Source organism: Streptomyces sp. NPDC002476 (genome assembly GCF_042889785.1).
In the GTDB taxonomy this organism is placed as follows: Bacteria; Actinomycetota; Actinomycetes; order Streptomycetales; family Streptomycetaceae; genus Streptomyces.
In genome coordinates this window covers 33,356-52,268 of sequence record NZ_JBIARH010000044.1, presented here as the reverse complement: position 1 = coordinate 52,268, position 18,913 = coordinate 33,356, and the positions used below count along the sequence as shown (strand labels likewise).

15 protein-coding genes and 1 pseudogene are annotated in these 18,913 nt (G+C 71.8%); 5 read left to right on the top strand and 11 right to left on the bottom strand.

The genetic code is table 11. The features are described 5' to 3' along the window. Positions 1-511: 511 nt before the first annotated feature. On the top strand, positions 512-835 hold the full coding sequence (locus tag ACFYXM_RS32025; RefSeq protein ID WP_389294656.1) for a hypothetical protein: 324 nt from the start codon (positions 512-514) through the stop codon (positions 833-835). Here the strand turns inward: ACFYXM_RS32025 and proC are convergent. From proC to ACFYXM_RS32005, 4 genes are all read right to left on the bottom strand, one after another. Beyond that, on the bottom strand, positions 774-1,583 hold the full coding sequence (gene proC / locus ACFYXM_RS32020) for a pyrroline-5-carboxylate reductase (protein ID WP_389294654.1): 810 nt from the start codon (positions 1,581-1,583) through the stop codon (positions 774-776). The genes ACFYXM_RS32025 and proC overlap by 62 nt on opposite strands. Before the next feature lie 113 nt (positions 1,584-1,696). Continuing rightward, complete coding sequence (locus ACFYXM_RS32015; RefSeq protein WP_389294653.1) at positions 1,697-2,527, bottom strand: class I SAM-dependent methyltransferase; 831 nt, start codon at positions 2,525-2,527, stop codon at positions 1,697-1,699. 111 nt (positions 2,528-2,638) lie between these two features. Next, entirely contained in the window at positions 2,639-3,202 is a 564-nt protein-coding gene (locus ACFYXM_RS32010; protein ID WP_389294651.1) for a hypothetical protein, read from the bottom strand. Between the two features lie 115 nt (positions 3,203-3,317). After that, a complete protein-coding gene (locus tag ACFYXM_RS32005) occupies positions 3,318-3,659 on the bottom strand; it encodes an SH3 domain-containing protein (RefSeq protein WP_389294649.1) in 342 nt (113 codons plus the stop codon). 139 nt (positions 3,660-3,798) lie between these two features. On the opposite strand from ACFYXM_RS32005, the gene ACFYXM_RS32000 reads away from it, so the two are divergent. Continuing rightward, a complete protein-coding gene (locus ACFYXM_RS32000) occupies positions 3,799-6,132 on the top strand; it encodes a PQQ-binding-like beta-propeller repeat protein (RefSeq protein ID WP_389294647.1) in 2,334 nt (777 codons plus the stop codon). A 69-nt stretch (positions 6,133-6,201) separates the two neighbouring features. On the opposite strand, the gene ilvD is transcribed toward ACFYXM_RS32000, so the two are convergent. The 3 genes from ilvD to ACFYXM_RS31985 form a co-directional block, all read right to left on the bottom strand. Next, positions 6,202-8,052: a dihydroxy-acid dehydratase gene (gene ilvD / locus ACFYXM_RS31995; RefSeq protein ID WP_389294660.1), complete on the bottom strand. Its 1,851-nt coding sequence runs from the start codon at positions 8,050-8,052 to the stop codon at positions 6,202-6,204. A gap of 112 nt (positions 8,053-8,164) precedes the next feature. Next, positions 8,165-8,998: a sugar phosphate isomerase/epimerase family protein gene (locus tag ACFYXM_RS31990; protein ID WP_389294645.1), complete on the bottom strand. Its 834-nt coding sequence runs from the start codon at positions 8,996-8,998 to the stop codon at positions 8,165-8,167. A gap of 253 nt (positions 8,999-9,251) precedes the next feature. Continuing rightward, positions 9,252-10,301: a Ppx/GppA family phosphatase gene (locus ACFYXM_RS31985; protein WP_389294643.1), complete on the bottom strand. Its 1,050-nt coding sequence runs from the start codon at positions 10,299-10,301 to the stop codon at positions 9,252-9,254. A 692-nt stretch (positions 10,302-10,993) separates the two neighbouring features. Between ACFYXM_RS31985 and ACFYXM_RS31980 the strand changes: the two genes are divergently transcribed. Continuing rightward, the gene (locus ACFYXM_RS31980; protein ID WP_389294641.1) at positions 10,994-12,805 is read left to right on the top strand and encodes a helix-turn-helix domain-containing protein; all 1,812 of its coding nucleotides are present in this window, start codon (positions 10,994-10,996) and stop codon (positions 12,803-12,805) included. A gap of 132 nt (positions 12,806-12,937) precedes the next feature. On the opposite strand, the gene ACFYXM_RS31975 is transcribed toward ACFYXM_RS31980, so the two are convergent. From ACFYXM_RS31975 to ACFYXM_RS31965, 3 genes and pseudogenes are all read right to left on the bottom strand, one after another. Beyond that, positions 12,938-13,831 carry a glycoside hydrolase family 19 protein gene (locus tag ACFYXM_RS31975; RefSeq protein WP_389294639.1) on the bottom strand — a complete coding sequence of 298 codons (894 nt, stop codon included), beginning with the start codon at positions 13,829-13,831 and terminating at the stop codon, positions 12,938-12,940. Positions 13,832-14,054: 223 nt separating this feature from the next. Further along, positions 14,055-14,225, bottom strand: a pseudogene (locus tag ACFYXM_RS31970) (glycoside hydrolase family 19 protein); the annotation flags it as partial. A gap of 416 nt (positions 14,226-14,641) precedes the next feature. Beyond that, positions 14,642-15,925: an adenylosuccinate synthase gene (locus tag ACFYXM_RS31965; RefSeq protein WP_360113863.1), complete on the bottom strand. Its 1,284-nt coding sequence runs from the start codon at positions 15,923-15,925 to the stop codon at positions 14,642-14,644. A gap of 186 nt (positions 15,926-16,111) precedes the next feature. Between ACFYXM_RS31965 and ACFYXM_RS31960 the strand changes: the two genes are divergently transcribed. After that, complete coding sequence (locus ACFYXM_RS31960) at positions 16,112-17,059, top strand: diacylglycerol kinase family protein (protein ID WP_389294637.1); 948 nt, start codon at positions 16,112-16,114, stop codon at positions 17,057-17,059. A 95-nt stretch (positions 17,060-17,154) separates the two neighbouring features. On the opposite strand, the gene ACFYXM_RS31955 is transcribed toward ACFYXM_RS31960, so the two are convergent. Next, positions 17,155-17,685: a GbsR/MarR family transcriptional regulator gene (locus ACFYXM_RS31955; protein WP_389294635.1), complete on the bottom strand. Its 531-nt coding sequence runs from the start codon at positions 17,683-17,685 to the stop codon at positions 17,155-17,157. A 117-nt stretch (positions 17,686-17,802) separates the two neighbouring features. Here ACFYXM_RS31955 and ACFYXM_RS31950 point away from each other — a divergent pair, with 117 nt between their 5' ends. Then, positions 17,803-18,909, top strand: coding sequence for an ATP-binding cassette domain-containing protein (locus ACFYXM_RS31950; protein ID WP_389294633.1), 1,107 nt, complete (start codon positions 17,803-17,805; stop codon positions 18,907-18,909). Positions 18,910-18,913 lie beyond the last annotated feature (4 nt).

Below are 18,913 nucleotides of genomic sequence, written 5' to 3'. Positions count from 1 at the left end.
GTTCGCCTTCCAGGTCCCACGCTTTCGCGCTTTTCCCTTTCGGCGGTTCCGACTCTATCAGATCCTTTCGGGCCTGATTCCCAGTCAGCGGGATTTGCGTTCGGGGCTGTCGGGCCCTTCCGGCGAGCGAGACTTTAGCGGAATCACAGGCCTCGACGCTAATCGGGGTCGCGTTCCTCGGAACGCGGATTCCTCATTTCACACATACACACAAGCGGCATGACGACAGGTGTCGTCGACCGAATGTGGTTACTGCGGAATGGCTGTCCGGGGACCGACCGGGTCGGCGCTCGCGTCGGACAACTCGGAGAACCTTACGGATGTGGGCAGGCAGTGTCAACCTCCGGCTGGTCAAGGGTGCGGAGCAAGGCCCGGCGGTAGTCACGGGGGCTGATGGAGAGGTGGGTCGCGAAGTGCTGGCGCGCAGTGATCTCACTGCCGAAGCCGGAGCGGCGGGCGACCCGTCTTCCACGGGACACCCGCTCTCGGGGAGTGGCTGGACCGGGGCGGGGTGCGGCAGATCGCAGCGGCCGGAATCCGGACCGGCATGTGCGCGGAGACGACGGCGCGGATGGGCAGGAGCCTCGGGTACGAGGTTTCGTTCGGGCTGGACGCGACGTGCACCTTCGACCTGGTCGGGCCGTGGGGCGGCGGCCGGCGCGGACGAACCGGCGCGGGCCACCGCCGTGTCCTTGCGCGGCGGTGGCTTCGCGGAGGTGGTGCGGAGCGCGGAGCTGATCGAGGCGGCCGGGCGCCCGTCGGCCGGCCCGGGTTCAGCCGTTGCCCGAGGCGAGTTCGCGGCTGCGGTCGCGGGCGGCTTCGAGGGCGGCGATGAGCGCGGCGCGGACGCCGTGGTTCTCCAGCTCGCGGATGGCGCTGATGGTGGTGCCGGCCGGGCTGGTGACGGCCTCGCGGAGCTTGACCGGGTGCTCGCCGCTGTCGCGGAGCATCACGGCGGCGCCGATGGCGGCCTGGACGATCAGTTCATGGGCCTGGGCGCGGGGCAGGCCGAGCAGGATTCCGGCGTCGGTCATCGCCTCGACGAGGAAGTAGAAGTATGCGGGGCCCGAGCCGGAGAGGGCGGTGGCCGCGTCCTGCTGGGACTCCGGCACGCGCAGGGTCTTGCCGACACCGCCGAAGATCGCCTCGGCGGCGGCGAGATGTTCGGTGGTGGCGTGGCTGCCCGCGGAGATGACGGACATGCCCTCGTCGACGAGGACGGGGGTGTTCGGCATGACGCGTACGACGGGGGTGTTCGCGGCGAGGCGGTCCTCGATGAACGCGGTGGTGATGCCCGCTGCGGCGCTGATGACCAGGTGGTCGGCGGTGACGTGCGCGGCCAGTTCGTCGAGCAGCCGGCCCATGTCCTGGGGCTTCACCGCGAGGATGAGGATGTCGGCGCGCTTGGCCGCCTCGGCGTTGCCGACGGAGTCGACGCCGTAGCGGTCGTGCAGTTCCCGGGCGCGTTCGGAGCGACGGGTGGTGACCAGCAGGTCCGCCGGACGCCAGCCCGCCCGGATCATGCCGCTGAGGAGGGCCTCCCCGATCTTGCCGGTGCCGAGGACGGCGACTGTCTGGGTCATGTGGTTCACCCTCCGGGCTGTGCTCGCGACGCTCGTCGCGTTCGTTCGTCGGTGCGCGGTGGTCGGTGGTCGTGGTGGTGCTGGCGTCATCCTCGCACCGTGGAGAGGAGTCGCTACGGGCGGATCGCCACGACCAGCTCGACCACGTAGCTCTCCTCGACCGTGCCGTCCGGGAAGAGCTCCGACAGCCGCTCGCGCTCCTCGTGGAGGAACCGTCGCGCGGCCTCGTCGCCGAGGACGAGGAAGGCGGAGTGGGTACCGAGGTTGGCGAGGTGGGTGTCGAGGGAGACCGTCCGGGCCCAGGACACCGAGCGGTGCACCTGGCCGAACTCGGGAGGCAGACGCGGGGAGTGGTCCGGCGAACCGTGGGCGCTCCTGTCGACGCCGAAGAAGCGGCGCAGGCGGACGTCCTGCTCGGCGATCCATGGGGTGGAGTGGTCGGAGACGTTCCACCAGAGGGCGAGCGCGCCGCCGGGGCGCAGGACGCGCAGGGCCTCGGGGGCGGACAGGCGCGGGTCCGTCCAGTGCCAGGACTGGGCGTACGTGATCAGGTCGGCGCAGGCCGTGGCGAGGGGCAGCCGGTCGCCGTCGCCGCGCACGACCGGGACGTGCGGGAGCGTCCGGTGCAGTTGGCCCGCCATGCCGGGGCCCGGTTCGACGGCGAGGACCTGGGCGCCCCGGTCGAGGAGCAGCCGGGTGGCGATGCCGGTGCCCGCGCCCACGTCGACGGTGCGAGCACCGCGCAGGGGACGCCCGGCCAGTTCCTCGACGGCGTCGAAGAGGGCGGGCGGATATCCGGGGCGGGCCGCGGCGTACCGGGCGGCGGCGCGGTCGAAGGAGAGCGCGCGGGGCGGGGCGGCGTCCTCGGCGATGCCTGCCGGAGTGCCCCCGGCGGCAGCTGCGGACCTGACTGCGGGGGTGCGTGCGGTGTCGGAAGGCGGCATGGGGGAATCCTGGTCCATCCTGGCGTCGCCCGCCGGGCTTTTCGCCGGGGCCGGTCCGATTCCGTGCCGGGGCGGCCCGTTCCTGTACCGGGACCGGGTCCGTGAGCGGGGCTACTTCCGCTTCGGGCGCCTGCCCTTGGCGCCCTTGCGGGCGGCCGGGTTTCCGGTACGGGCCGAGCGGCGCTTCGCGTAGCCGGCCAGGGCCTCCTCGTACTCGGTGCGGCGCAGCCGCTCGCCCGGCGCCTCCATGAACGTACGGAGGAAGTAGGCGAGCAGCGAGCCGATGAAGCCGATCGTCTTCAGTCCGCGCAAGCTCGCCTCGCGCGCCGGGTCGGCGGGCCGTCGGCCGAATCCCTCCCAGGTCTTGCGGAAGGCGATGGCGCTGCAGATCGCGAACATCACGACCACCAGGACGCCGACGACGTTGCCGACGTCGGCGATCTCCAGCCCCTGGTGGGCGAAGCGGAGCACGAAGCACGCGGCGACCGTGGCGACGAGCGAGCCGACCGCCGCCCCGACGCGGCGCAGCCCGTAGCCCCCGTCGTGGTCGACCCAGGTCGTACCGAAGAAGGGCAGGGGCTCGGGCTGCGGGCCGGGCGCGGTGGAACGGGGCTGCTCGGCGCCGCCGGACCTGGCGGCGGCGCCGGCGCCGGGGGCTTCGCTGTTGTCGCTCACGGAATCGATTATCCCCGGGCCGTACCCGCCCCGTCCGTCCCGGGACGTTCCCGTCCCGGCCAGGCCGTTGCCGCGGTCGTGTCCGTGCTCGCTGCCTGCGGTCGGTGGTCGGTGGTCAGTCGCAGCGCGGGGCGATGTAGCCATCGCTTCCCGTGCGGACATAGACGTCCGCCACGAACTGGCCGTTGGCGATGTTGTCCCAGATGTTCGAGGTGCCGTACGGGCCGGTGACGCGCTCTCCCGCCTTCTGGCAGTAGACCGGGACCTTCATTCCGTACGGGAGCGTCCGGACGATGCCGTACTGGGTACCCGGCCCCCTGCGGACGTTGACGCGGTACCCGGGTGCGATCGGGTAGCGGGGGACGTCGTCGCCCGCGAGCGTCGCCGCCTCCTCGGCCGCGCCCTCCGCCACGGCGTCCGTGGTCGTCCCGGTGTGTTCTTCCGTGTGCTCTTCCATGGCCGTGCGGCCCTCCCCCGTCGAGAATCGATGTGTACGAGGTGTACGACGCGCAGGCTACAAGCCCCCACCCTCATCGCACGCACCATCGACTAGGCTCCGTGCGTCGCGCTCGCGGACGAACACACGGGGGTGGGCGATGCCGCCGCTGCGAGATGCCGGTACCGATCCGGAAGCGGAACATCCGGAGTACGCCGGCCAGTACCGCCTTGAAGCACGTCTCGGCGCGGGCGGCATGGGCGTGGTGCACCTGGCGCGTTCCGCTTCGGGACTTCAGCTCGCAGTCAAGGTGGTGCACGAGCACTACTCCGCGGATCCCGAGTTCAGGGCGCGCTTCCGGCAGGAGGTCGGGGCGGCACGGCGGGTCAGCGGGGCGTTCACCGCACCGGTCGTCGATGCCGATCCGGATGCCGCACGGCCCTGGATGGCCACGTTGTACGTGCCCGGCCCCACGCTCTCGGACCAGGTGAAGCGGAACGGTCCGATGGCCCCTGCCGAGTTGCGCAGGCTGACAGCGGGACTGGCCGAGGCGCTGCGCGACATCCATCGGGCCGGGGTGATCCACCGCGACCTCAAGCCGAGCAATGTCCTGCTCTCCGACTCCGGGCCCAAGGTCATCGACTTCGGGATCTCCCGCCCGTACGACAGTGATCTGCGCACCGAGACGGGCAAGCTGATCGGCTCGCCGCCGTACATGGCGCCCGAGCAGTTCCAGCGGCCGCGCGAGGTCGGGCCCGCCGCAGACGTGTTCGCGCTGGGGTCCGTGCTCGTCCACGCGGCGACCGGCCGGGGGCCCTTCGATTCCGACAGCCCGTACATCGTGGCCTACCAGGTGGTGCACGACGAGGCCGATCTGGCGGGGGTGCCCGGGGACCTGGCCCCGTTGATCGCCCGGTGCCTGGCGAAGGAGCCCGCGCAGCGGCCCACCCCGGACGAGGTCATGACGGAGCTGCGTCCTCCCTCGTACGAGGCCGCCGCGTTCGTGCCGACACAGCGGCGTCGTACGGAACGGCCCCCGAAGGAGGCGGCGGTGGCGCGGGAGGGCGCCGGGGCCGCGGGCGTGGGCACGTGGGCCGGGGCCGGCGACGCCGGGGCGGGCACGGAGGCCGACACGCATGTGAGTGCGCGTACGGCCGGGCGGGACTCCGACGCGGCCGTCGGCGGCGGCAGGCGGTGGCGGTGGCCGGTGGTCGCCGCCGCGCTGATCGCCCTCGGCGCCGGCGGGGTGTGGGCGTTCGCCGCGACGGGCGGCTCGGGCGGGGCGGACCGGGCGAAGGCCCCGGCGGTGTCCGTGTCCGCGCCGTGGCGGACCCCGCTCCCGGCCACGCCCCCGGCCACGGGAGGTTCCACACCGGTCTGCCACGCGTACGCGGCACAGGGCACGGGAGACACGGGGGACACCGGCGACGCCGGGGACACAGGAGACGCAGGAGACGGGAACGCCGCCGAGGGGACGTCCGGGCCGGCCGCCGCGCTGTACTGCGCCGCGGCCGGCGTCGCGGTCGCCCGGCTGGACCCGGAGGACGGCCGGGTGCTGTGGTCCCGTCGCTCCGCCGGGACCGGCCCGGTGGCCTCCGTGGTGTCGGTCTCCGGCGGTCTGGTGCACACGGCGGTGCCGGGCCGGAAGGTACGCGCGTACGACCCCGCGAAGGGCGAGCGGGTCTGGGAGGCGGATCTCTCCCCGTACCTCGGCGTCCCCTTCGCCGCGGGCGACACCCTGCTGCTGACCGCCGAGGACGGCACGACCGAGGCACTCGACTCCGCGACCGGCGTCTCCCGCTGGCGGCGCGCCGTCCCGGGCCACCAGCGGCCCGACTACGCGCTCTACGACGGCGGGCCGGGGCTGGCCTACGCCTTCGAGCACTCGGCCGACGGGGCGACCACGCTCGTCACCGCCGTCGACGCGGCATCGGGCCGCGCGGAGTGGCAGCGCCGGCTGGACGGCATGCTCACTCCGGTGGGAACCGCGGACGGCGCGCTCGTCCTGACGTCGATGAACGAGGACGCCCAGACGGTCGGGCTCGTCCGCTACGACCCGGAGCGGCGGCGCGTCACGCGGGTGGAACTGCCGTTCCGGATGAACGAACCGGAGGCCGTGGTGGGCGGGGACACCGCCTATCTGCTGGCCCGGGGCGGAACCCTGGTCGCCGTCGGTCTGCGCCCGGACGGTGGCGGAACGGTTCGCTGGCAGCTGGAGACCGCGGCGGGGCGGACATCGGCGCCCGTCCTCGCCGCCGGGGAGGGGAGCGGCCGGCCGGACCGGCTGTACTTCTCGGCGGCCGACGGGCGACTGCTCGCCGTGGACACCGAGCACGGGAAGCTGCTGGGGCAGACGGGTCCCCGGCTGCAAAACGGCACGCTCACGTACGCGTCGGAGCTGCCCGCGCCCGTCGCCGTGGGCCGCGCGGTGTTCGGTACCGCGCCGGACGGGTCCGTGTTCGCCGTCGACGGCGAGGACCCCGCTCACTGGTGAGAGCGGGGTCCTCGGGAGCCCTGCGCGTGTGTGCGTACACGCGGGCGCGGCTACGCGTGCGGTGCCGGATCAGCCGAGCCTGGACACGTCCCGCACCGCGCCCCGGTCCGCACTGGTCGCCATCGCCGCGTAGGCGCGCAGCGCGGCGCTGACCTTGCGGTCCCGGTTCTTCGGCGCGTACACGCCGTTCAGTGCCTCGCGGCGGGCGGCCAGCTCGGCCTCGGGGACGAGGAGTTCGATCGACCGGTTCGGGATGTCGATCCGGATCCGGTCGCCGTCCTCGACGAACGCGATCGTGCCGCCGGACGCGGCCTCCGGCGAAGCGTGCCCGATGGACAGGCCCGACGTACCGCCGGAGAAGCGGCCGTCGGTCACCAGGGCGCAGCTCTTGCCGAGGCCGCGGCCCTTGAGGAAGGACGTCGGGTAGAGCATCTCCTGCATGCCGGGGCCGCCGCGCGGGCCCTCGTAGCGGATGACGACGACGTCGCCCTCCTTGATCTCCTTGCGGAGGATCTTGTCGACGGCCTCCTCCTGCGAATCGCAGACGACGGCCGGGCCCTCGAAGGTCCAGATCGACTCGTCGACGCCCGCCGTCTTCACCACGCAGCCGTCCACGGCGAGGTTTCCCTTGAGGACCGCGAGGCCGCCGTCCTCGGAGTACGCGTGCGCCAGGTCGCGGATGCAGCCGCCTGCCGCGTCCAGGTCGAGGGACTCCCAGCGCTCGGACTGCGAGAAGGCGGTCGCGGAACGGACGCATCCGGGGGCCGCGTGCCACAGCTCGACGGCCTCGGGGGACGGGGAGCCGCCGCGGACGTCCCAGTCCTTCAGCCACTGGGCGAGGGAGTCGGAGTGGACCGCGTGCACGTCCTCGTTGAGCAGGCCGCCGCGGTGCAGTTCGCCGAGGATGGCGGGGATGCCGCCCGCCCGGTGCACGTCCTCCATGTAGTAGGTGCCGCCGGGGGCGATGTTGGGCGCGACCTTCGAGAGGCACGGGACGCGGCGCGAGACCGCGTCGATGTCGGTCAGGTCGTAGTCCAGCTCGGCCTCCTGCGCGGCGGCGAGCAGGTGCAGGATCGTGTTGGTGGAGCCGCCCATGGCGATGTCGAGCGCCATGGCGTTCTCGAACGCGGCACGGGTGCCGATGGAGCGGGGCAGGACCGACGCGTCGTCCTGCTCGTAGTGGCGCTTGGTGATCTCGACGACCGTGCGGCCGGCCCCCTCGTACAGCGCCCTGCGGGCGGTGTGCGTGGCGAGGACGGAGCCGTTGCCGGGAAGGGAGAGGCCGAGGGCCTCGGTCAGGCAGTTCATCGAGTTGGCGGTGAACATGCCGGAACAGCTGCCGCAGGTGGGGCAGGCGTTCTCCTCGATGCGGAGGATGTCCTCGTCCGAGACGTTCTCGTTCACGGCGTCGCTGATCGCGTTGATCAGGTCGAGCTTGCGGACCGTGCCGTCGACGAGGGTGGCCCTGCCGGCCTCCATCGGGCCGCCGGACACGAAGACCGTCGGGATGTTGAGGCGCATCGCGGCCATCAGCATGCCGGGGGTGATCTTGTCGCAGTTGGAGATGCAGATCAGCGCGTCCGCGCAGTGCGCCTCGACCATGTACTCGACGGAGTCGGCGATCAGGTCGCGGGAGGGGAGGCTGTACAGCATTCCGCCGTGTCCCATCGCGATGCCGTCGTCGACCGCGATCGTGTTGAACTCGCGCGGCACGGCGCCCGCGGCGCGGATGGCCTCGGAGACGATCCGGCCGACCGGGGCCAGGTGGGTGTGGCCGGGGACGAACTCGGTGAAGGAGTTGGCGACCGCGATGATCGGCTTGCCGATGTCCTCGCTCGCTACGCCCGAGGCCCGCATAAGGGCGCGGGCGCCCGCCATGTTGCGGCCATGGGTGACAGTGCGGGACCTCAGCTGGGGCATCGTCTCTCGCTCCTTCGACATGAAAAGACTGTTTCCGAGCGTACGCCCACGGCTCCAAGATCTGGACACTCTGTCCGGTATACGGGACGGGATGCTCAGTGCCCGGACTGGTTCACGGGCGGTGGCGCGGTACCTCGGTCGAGGAGGACGCCAGGTGGAGCCGGGTGAAGGCGAGCGCCTCCGCCAGGTCGGCCTCGCGTTCGGCGGAGGACATCGCGCGGCGGGTGTTGACCTCGATGACGACGTGGCCGCCGAAGCCCTTGCGGGCCAGATGCTCCAGGAGTTCGGCGCAGGGTTGGTCGCCGCGTCCGGGCACCAGGTGCTCGTCCTTGTTGGAGCCCTTGCCGTCGGCGAGATGGACGTGGGCGAGCCGGTCGCCCATCCGTTCGACCATGGCCATGCCGTCCGTGCGGGCCGTCGCGGTGTGCGAGAGGTCCACGGTGAAGTGGCGGTAGTCGTCGTTGGTGACGTCCCAGTCGGGGGCGTACGCGAGCATCTCGCGGTCCCGGTACCGCCACGGGTACATGTTCTCGACGGCGAACCGGACATCGGTCTCGTCCGCCATGCGCCAGATCCCGGTGACGAAGTCACGCGCGTATCCGCGCTGCCAGCGGAACGGGGGGTGGACGACGACGGTCGTCGCCCCCAGCCTCTCCGCCGCGGCGCGGGCGCGCTGGAGCTTCACCCACGGATCGGTGGACCAGACGCGCTGCGTGATCAGCAGACAGGGCGCGTGGACCGCGAGGACCGGTACCCCGTGGTGGTCCGAGAGCCGCCGCAAAGCCTCGATGTCCTGGCTGACGGGGTCGGTCCACACCATGACCTCGACACCGTCGTAACCGAGACGTCCGGCGATCTCGAAGGCCGTCGCCGTCGACTCCGGGTAGACGGAGGCGGTGGACAGGGCGACCTTCGCATCGGGGACGCGCACCACTGGTTCTGCCACTGGGACAGCGTACGGGCACGGGTACGTGCCGCCGAGAGCTCTCGGCGGAAAGTGACGAGGTCCATGGGAAGCGGTGCGGCCCACGCGGCCTCCGGGCTCTCCGGCCGACGGGGCAGGCGGGGCAGGCGGGGCAGGCGGGGCAGGCGAAGGACACCTGGGCCGCTCGCCTGTGCCGGACCCTGTGCCGGACACGGTACCGGCCACTGGCCTCCGGCCTCCGGGCCGGACCGGCTCCCGGTCCGGGGCGGGCCGCCTACCCGGCCTCCGAGCCCGGATCGCCCTCGGACGGGATCAGCCGGAGCCCGGGCTCACCGCTCCCCGCCGGGTTCGTCCCCCGGCGCGGCTCGCCCCCGGTCCGGCCCAGCGCGGCCCGTTCCGCCGGCAGATGGTCCAGTCGGCGCAGGATGACACCCTCGCGCAGCGCCCACGGGCAGATCTCCAGCTCGTCGACCCCGAACAGGTCCATGGCCCCCTCCGCGACCAGCGCCCCGGCAAGCAGCTGCCGAGCCCGGCCCTCGGAGACCCCGGGCAGCGTGACGCGCTGTTCGACGGTCATCTCCGCGAGCCTCGGCACCCACTCCTCCAGCGCCTTGCGGGTGAGCCCCCGCTGGACGTACAGGCCGTCGGTGGAGCGCGCGGCGCCCGCGATCCTGGCGAGCTGCTTGAACGTCTTGGACGTGGCCACGACGTGGTCCGGACGCCCGAGGCGGTTGAACTCCCCCACGCTCCGGGCGATGCCGGCCCGTACGTGGCGGCGCAGGGCCTTCACGGCCGCCGGGTCCGGCGGATCGCCCGGCAGCCATCCGGCGGTCAGCCGGCCCGCCCCGAGCGGCAGCGACGCCGCCGCGTCCGGTTCCTCGTCGATGCCGTACGCGACCTCCAGCGAGCCGCCCCCGATGTCCAGGACCAGCAGCCGTCCCGCCGACCAGCCGAACCAGCGGCGCACGGCGAGGAAGGTGAGCCGCGCCTCCTCCGAGCCGCTGAGCACGGCGAGGTCGACGCCCGTCTCCTCCCGCACCCGGGCCAGCACCCGGTCCGCGTTGCTCGCCTCCCGCACCGCGGACGTGGCGAACGGCAGGACGTCCTCGCACCCCTTGTCCTCGGCGGCCTGGAGGGCGTCGGTGATCGTGGCCACCAGCCGGTCCACGCCGCCGGGGCCGATCGCTCCGTCGTCGTCGAGGAGTTCGGCCAGGCGCAGCTCCGCCTTGTGCGAGTGCGCCGGCAACGGGCGGGCGCCGGGGTGCGCGTCCACCACCAGAAGGTGCACTGTGTTCGAACCCACGTCGAGGACTCCGAGTCTCATACCAGGAACGCTACCGGCAGCGCGGACTTGGAGGTCGCGCGCATAGGTGGGGCGGAGGAAGGAGCGGGGCGAGGGGCAAGCCCGGCAAGGCGGAGGAGGGAGGTGACGCGAAGGGGCCCCCTCCCATGCCTTTCGGGCCATGGGGGAGTCGTCGACCGACGACAACGCCGCCGGGCGCCGCCCATCGCCCCGCGACGCCGACCCACCTATCCGCGCGCACTCCAAGGGCTGTCCCGTATTCCCTGGCGGGTGCGCGACGGATTACGGGACAGCCCTTGGAGACCACCACTGACAACGGACCGATGCAGCGACTGCCGAAGAGGCGGCTGCCGAAGAACCCGCTACGGACAGCGGGCCGGAAAATGCCGCAAGGGGCTGAAAGCGGCCGGAACCGCCCGGAAACGGAGGAACAGTCGCGGCCGACGACAGCGGCCACCCCCGTGAGCCGCTGCCGTCGGCCCCGTGCCCTTCCCCCGAAGGGCGCCGCAACCGTGTTCGGACTCTATGGCGTCGGGTAAACGACGGAAAGATTCAGTTCGCACTGCGTGGGCCGCCCGAGGTATCAGTTCGCACAGTGAAACCGGTACGCTGCGCTCCGATTTTGGCGGGCGCAGACGCGCGGAGACACAGAAGCGCGAAGCGCAAGGGCGCGTGGACGCGGAGGCGCAGAAGCACGGGAGCGCGGCGGCGCGATGAGCGGAGGACAGGTGCACGGGCGGCAACGGGCCGACGACGTAATGAGGATGTACCGGCTGGCCCGGACCGGTGGCTCGCGCGAACTCCTGCGCTGGGTGTCCGGCCGGGCCAAGGGCTGGGCCGGGCTGCTCGACGCGGACGGCGGCATCCTGCACGGCGCGACCAGGGCCACGGACGGCACCGACGGCACCGACGCGGTGACATCCGCCCGAAACGGAACGGGAACCGGGACCGGTGCAGGAGCCCGGAGCGAAACGGGAACAGGCACGGGGACAGGGGCACGGACGGCGCCAGGAGCACGGACGGCATCGGACACCGGCGCCGCGGACACCGGCGCCGCCGTACGGGCCGGCGGGGCCACCGGAACCCCGGCCACCGGGAGCGATGCGTGGGCCGTCGAGGCCGCCGCCCTGGCTGCCGACGGCGCCAAGGAGCTGGCGTCGCTCGGCGCGCGCTCCTTCTCCTTCGACCAGGGGCCGCACACGGTGCTGCTGTTCCCCCTGGACGGCCCGCCCGACACCGCCGCCCCGCTCCTGGCCGTCGTCGCCCCGCGCCCGCTGCCGGAAGGGCTGGCCACGCTGGTCTCCGACATCGCCGTACCACTCGCCATGTGCTGGGCGGCGGAGACCGTGGAGCACACGCGCCGCCGCGTCGATCTGGCGGAGTCGCGCAACCGGGAAGCGGTACTGCACCTGCTCATGACCGGCCAGCTGTCCATCGCGCATCAGGTCGCGGGGGCATTGAAGCCCGAACTGCCCGACCCGGTACGGGTCTGCGTCGTGGAATGCCCTGTGGGCCGTCGCGACGAAGTGGCCCGGGTCTGCGCGGAGATCTCCGGCGGCAGGTCCTGGATTGTGCGGTGCCCGGTGTACGCGCGTCATCTGATCCTGGTCGTGCCGGCCGGTCCGGACGCGGCCGACCCGCCGGTCGGACGCCGCGTCGCCGACGTGGTGGACGAGTGCGTCGTCGGGGCGAGCGAGGACGTGCCGCTGTCCGACACGGCGACCGGATACCGCCAGGCGTTCCACGCCCTGGCCGTGGCCCGCGGACTGCTCACCCGGCACACCCGGTTCGGTTCGGCGCCGGAGGCGGCCCTGGTCGTCGGCGCGGCCGGTGCGCGGTGGGCGGACGCGCTCCTGAACCCGTTGCTCACCCATGTGCCGAGGCGCAGCCACGACCCGGGCAGCCAGGAACTGACGGCGACGCTCTCCTCCTGGCTCGCCTTCTCCTCACACGCCACCCAGCATCTGAAGATCCACCGCAACACCCTCGCGGCGCGACTGCGGCTGATCGGCGAACTGCTCGACCTCGACCTGAACCGGCTCGCCGACCAGGCCGCCCTCGACCTCGCCCTGCGCATCCGCGCCACACCTACGGCACCCCGCACACCCGCCTGGCCCCGAACGCCCACCACACTCCAGACACCTCAGACACCCCAGACACCCCAGGTCCCTCAGACACCTCAACCACCCCTCGCGCGCCGACTGGACGCCCTGGACGACGTCCTGCGCGGACCGGCCGTCCGGGAATGGGCGGTGCACCAGTTGCGTCCGATAGCCGGGGCGGGCGCCTCCCGGAGCAGCACCTCCGACCCGCGCACCACCCTCCGCGCCTGGCTCGACTGCGAGGCCCAACTCGCGGGCACTGCCGCCGCCTTGGGCATATCGGTGCCAGGTGCGCGCAAGCGCCTCACGCGCCTCGAATCAGTGCTTCAGCGCTCGTTGCTCCAGGCGCCGAGCGCCCGTTACGACTTGTGGCTGGCCTTCCGCGCCCTGGAGATCGCGGAAGAACCCGGCGAGCCCTTCTGAGCGCGCGAGCCGTTCCCGGACACACGTCGGGGGCGTACCCGGTCGGAACCGGACATGCCCCCGACGCGATGCCGATGTCGCCGGTCCGCAGGTCAGCAGGCCCGACAGCTCAGCAGGTCAGCAGGCCGCGGGTCAGCAGCTCAGTTTGTCGCCCGGGGTGGTGCCGAGGATCTGCGTGAACGCCTTGTAACGGTCGATACGGCTCTGGACCTGCGGGGGGTTGCCCCCGTTGCACTCCAGGGCTCCGTTGATGGAGCGGATGGTCTCGCCGAATCCGGCCCCGTTCACCATGGCCTGATGGGCGGTCATGGTTCCGGGACCGTTCTGGGTGTTCCAATACCAGAGGCCGGTCTTCCACGCGACCGAGGCGTCCTGCTCGACCAGGTACGGGTTGTGCAGCAGGTCGATGCCGAGGGCGTCACCGGCCGCCTTGTAGTTGAAGTTCCAGCTGAGCTGGATCGGGCCCCGCCCGTAGTAAGCGGCCTGACCGGCCGGGCAGCCATAGGGCTGGCTGCTGTCGCAGTAGTGCGGGTAGTTCGACGTGTTCTGCTCGACCACGTGCACCAGGCCGCCCGTCTCATGGCTGACGTTGGCGAGGAACGCCGCCGCTTCCTGACGCTTGACGGTGTCGCTGCCTGTGTTCGCGAAGGCCGGGTAGGCGCTCAGCGCGGCGGTGAGCCCGTTGTACGTGTAGAAGGGGTTCCGGTTCGGGAACATCTGGTTGAACTGCGCCTCGCTCACCACGAATCCCGACGGATTGCCCGGGTCGGTCCCGCCGCCTCCGCCGCCGCAACTGCCTTTGTCGGCCCAGACGTCGGAGCTGCCGGGAGTTTCGTTCTGGGTCCACCACTTGGCGGTCCAGTTGTGCCCGTTGTAGGAGACCGTTCCGCCACCGGTGTAGACGGACGAGGAGTTCCAGGGTGCCGCGCAGTCCGCCGCCGCGGCGGCGGTGGTGGCCGGGAGGGCCACGACCATGGCGGCGACCGCGCCCAGCGCGGCGAGCAGGCCCATGACGCGTCTGATCACGTGATCACTCCTTCGGTGCGGCGCACCGAAGCTGGACGGTGCGCCGCCATGGGGGTGTGACGGCCACTCAAGCGCCGCTGGTCCAGACCTGTCAAGGTCGGGACCAGCCTCGGAAATACTTCCGAATGCCCGCCTTCGGACCTGGTTCACGGGCCACCGCCACGGCCGCACCCACCCTCAACAGGGGAAAGAACAAGGGGACTTGATCCGAGCCCATGGCCGTAATGGAACGGATCGTCTCGCAGAAGCCCGCGCCGCCGGCCATGGCGTCGTGCGAGGTCATGGCGCCCGGGCCGTTCTGGGTGTTCCAGTACCACAGAGCGGCCAGCCGGGCGACGGCCGGATCCTGCTCGACCAGCCAGGGGTTGTGGAGCAGGTCGATGCCGAGTGCGTCGCTGTGAACTCGACTCGACCGAACAAGTGCTGTCCGCCGTCGGCCGGCTCGACGGGGCGTCTCATCAAAGGCTGGCAGAGAGGGCTACAGCGAACTGCGGGCCGGAACGCAGCCGTCGGGGGCGCACCCGCTCGACATCGACTTCACCGTCCCGTCCGTCGACACGACAGGCACCGGCACGTACCCATTCCGGGAGGTCGAGTGACGGCACCGACACGCCAGGCCGGCCGGGCCCGAAGACAGGCCCCGGACGTTCCGGAACGGCCCCGGCCCCGGTCTCGGCCGGCCCGGAACGACCCGGGGCCCCGGAACGGGCCCGGAGACGCACGCGAGGGCCGGAACGCACCGCCCGGCCCTCGCCGCGCCCGTGGCTTCCCTCGGAAATCCCTGCGTCAGGGCTTCCCGTGCCGGGAGACCTACAGGAACGAGTTGATCTCGATCGTCTCGGTGCGGCCGGGGCCGACACCGATCGCGGAGATCGGGGCGCCGGACATGTCCTCCAGCGCCTTCACGTACGCCTGCGCGTTCTTCGGCAGGTCGGAGAAGGTCTTGGCCTTCGTGATGTCCTCCGACCAGCCCGGCAGCATCTCGTAGACCGGCTTCGCGTGGTGGAAGTCGGTCTGGCTGTACGGAAGCTCCTCGACGCGCTTGCCGTCGATCTCGTACGCGACACAGACCGGGATCTGCTCCCAGCCGGTCAGCACGTCCAGCTTGGTGAGGAAGAAGTCGGTGAGGCCGTTGACCCGGGTCGCGTACCGCGCGATCACGGCGTCGAACCAGCCGCAGCGACGGTCGCGGCCGGTGGTGACGCCACGCTCACCGCCGATCCGGCGCAGCGCCTCGCCGTCCTCGTCGAACAGCTCCGTCGGGAACGGGCCCGCGCCGACGCGTGTGGTGTACGCCTTGAGGATGCCGATGACCCGGCTGATCTTCGTCGGGCCCACGCCCGCACCGGTGCAGGCACCGCCCGCCGTCGGGTTCGACGAGGTGACGAAGGGGTACGTGCCGTGGTCGACATCGAGCAGCGTGCCCTGACCGCCCTCGAACAGGACGACCTTGCCCTCGTCGATGGCGTTGTTCAGGACCAGCGTCGTGTCCGCGATGTACGGCTTGATCTGCTCCGCGTACTGGAGCATCTCCTCGACGATCTTGCCGGACTCGATGGCGCGCCGGTTGAAGACCTTGGCGAGGAGCTGATTCTTCTGCTCCAGGGCCGCCTCGACCTTCTGCTCCAGGATCGACTCGTCGTAGAGGTCCTGGACGCGGATGCCCACCCGGTTGATCTTGTCGGCGTACGTCGGGCCGATACCGCGCCCGGTCGTGCCGATCCTGCGCTTGCCGAGGAACCGTTCCGTCACCTTGTCGATCGTGACGTTGTACGGGGTGATCAAATGGGCATTGCCGCTGATCAGGAGCTTGGACGTGTCCACGCCGCGCTCGTTCAGCCCACTCAGCTCGGAAAGGAGGACCGCCGGATCGACGACGACACCGTTCCCGATGACCGGGGTGCACCCCGGCGACAGGATTCCGGAGGGGAGGAGATGGAGTGCGTATTTCTGGTCACCGACGACCACCGTGTGGCCGGCGTTGTTGCCGCCCTGGTAACGCACCACGTAGTCAACGGACCCACCGAGCAGGTCGGTGGCCTTTCCCTTGCCCTCGTCACCCCACTGAGCACCGAGCAGCACAAGTGCGGGCACAGGCGTACACCCCTTCCGGGCGGGGCATGTCCAAGGTCAGGGGGCGTACATGAACGTCGTACACGCCGTACGACGATGTACGGCACGGCCTGAACCGTCGAACCGGGTGCCCCGGAATAGACGAAGCCCCTGGCGCAATAGCGAAAGGGGCTCTTGCACCAAGATGCTACCCGAGGAAGGACCGAGGTGTCGGCTGCCCAGCCCCCCGGCGACGGTGCGCACCAGCTGCTGGTGGTCATCGATCCGGTGGCCCGCCGGACCGACGGCGAGTCCGTTCGCATCGCGAAGGACGTGCTCAGCGCCGGTTCGCATGCCAAGATCTGTCTGCCCGAAGGGCCCGAGGAATTCGCACGGGCCTTGTCCCGCAGGGGTGTTCGACGCCCGGTGGTGGTCGGCGACGACCTCGCGCTGCGGCGGGCGGTGGCCCTGTTGCACCGGGAGCGGGAACCGGCCGACAAGTCGCTCGCGCTGATCCCGGTCGGCTCCGCCGACGCGCTGGAACTCGCACATTCGCTCGGCGTGCCGCGGGGAGCGGTGGCGGCGGCGCGCACCGCCCTGGACGGGTCCGTGCGCAGGCTCGACCTGCTGGTCGACGACAGCGACGGCCTGGTGCTGGGTGCTCTGCACATCCCGGCCCACCCGACCCACCCTGCCCATCAGGCCCACCTGCTGGACCGCGCCCCGGACCGGGCTCCGGACCAGGCCACGGGCCGCGGGGCGCCGCCGGACGCGGCGACCGCCCCCACCGGGGCCACGGCCATGTGGGACACCTGCCGCTCGCTGGTCCGCGCCCTCGTGCGCCCGACCCCGTCGAAGCCCCCGGACCCGCCCCGCACGCACCGGCTGCGGGTCGAGGCGGACGGCGTCCTGCTGAACGACCTGGACCGCCCGGTCGAGTCCGTGACGGTGACCTCGCGCGGTGGCGACGACGGCCTCGCGGAGGTGGTGATACGTCCTCCGGAGGCGGATCCGGTCACGGCGGAGGCGAAGGCAGTCACGGTCTCGGGCGCGGACTTCCGCTACCGCGCGGACACGCAGGTCGGCGGCCCGGTCCGGACGCGCACGTGGACGGTGCGGGCGGGGGCCTGGGGACTTATGCTGCCGGCCGAGGCCGGGACGTCGGCCGGGGAATGACCCCGGGGAGGCAGCGCCGGGGCGCCCGGACGCCGGGAGCGAGGGCCGAAGTTCCCGGTCGTCAGGCGCCCCGTGGTCAGCGGGCGCCCCGGTGGTCAGGAGCCCTGGCTCTCGTCGGCGGTCGGCAGGTCGAGCTTCTTGCGGTGCTCGCGCCAGCGGTCCATCATCCCGCCCAGCTCCGCCTGCACGAACTCGAAGAACGCCGCTGTCTCGGCGAGCCTGGCCCCGGCAGGGGTGTGCTCCCCCAAGGTGCGGGCGCCTTCCTTCAGGGTGTTCTCCCACCGGGTGAGCAGCCGGTCACGGTTGGCGAAGGTGGTGTACCAGAGCTCGTCGTGGAGGCGGTAGCGGTCCCGCCGCGAGCCCGGCTCGCGCTCGCGGCCGACCATGCTGACCTGCGTGAGGTAGTTGATCGCGCCGGACACCGCGGCGGGGCTGATCTGCAGTGCCAGGGCGAGCTCGGCGGACGTCATCGACCCGTCGTCGTCCGCGAGGAGCGCGGCGAAGACGCGGGACGCCATCCGCTGCATCCCCGCCTCCGTCATGTCGGACGCGAACCGCTCCACGAACCGTGAGACGGCCTCCGCCTCCCGCTCGGTACGCGCGCCCTGTTCGGTTTCGCTGGTCATCGCCCGATCGTCTCCCCTGTGTCCTCGGCCCCCACCGCTTCTCCGGCCTCGCCGCGCCTCCAACTTTATACGCTTCCTTAACTTCACAAATTTGTGAAAGTAGCGTACTTTCAGAACATGACGCAGGCAATCAGGGTGGCCGGGCTGTGCAAGTCGTTCGGCCGAACGCGCGCACTGGACGGTCTCGACCTCGCGGTCGAGCCCGGTGAGGTTCACGGCTTCCTCGGGCCCAACGGCTCCGGGAAGTCCACCACCATCCGGGTACTGCTCGGACTGTTGCGAGCCGACTCCGGCACAACCCGGCTGCTCGGCCGCGATCCATGGGGCGACGCGGTCGAGCTCCACCGGAGAGTGGCGTACGTCCCGGGTGACGTCACGCTGTGGCGCAATCTGTCGGGCGGCGAGGTGATCGATCTCTACGGGCGGCTGCGCGGCGGCCTCGACCGGACCAGACGCGCCGAGCTGGTCGAGCGCTTCGAACTCGACCCGACGAAGAAGGGGCGCACGTATTCCAAGGGCAACCGGCAGAAGGTCGCCCTCGTCGCCGCCTTCGCCTCCGACGTGGATCTGCTGATCCTCGACGAGCCGACCAGCGGCCTCGATCCGCTGATGGAGGAGGTCTTCCAGGACTGTGTCGCCCAGGAACGCGCGCGCGGGCGCACGGTCCTGCTGTCCAGCCACATCCTCAGCGAAGTGGAGACGCTCTGCGACCGGGTCAGCATCATCCGTCAGGGCCGGACGGTCGAGACCGGTTCGCTGGCCGGCATGCGTCATCTCACCCGTACGAACATCACCGCCGAGCTGGCCGGCCCACCCGACGGGCTCGCGCGTCTTCCTGGCGTCCATGACCTCCGGGTGCAGGGCCTTCGCGTGACGCTCCAGGTCGATACGGACAAGCTGGACGCGGTGCTCAGAACGCTCTCCGCATCGGGCGTCCGAACCCTGACGAGCACGCCGCCCACACTGGAGGAGCTCTTCCTCCGCCACTACACGACGGACTCGGTGGGCCCGGCCGACATGATGGACACAGCAGATGCGACGGAAACAGCGGACACGACGGATACGGCGGGCGGAACGGACGGCGGGGCCGAGAGCCGGGCGAAGAGCCCGGCGAAGAACGGCGCGGATGGGCCGGGCAGGCCGGACGGCGCGGACGGACCGGACGGCGCGGGTAGGCCGGACGGCGCGGACGGCGGCGAGGGCGTGGGGGTGACGGTGCGGTGACTGC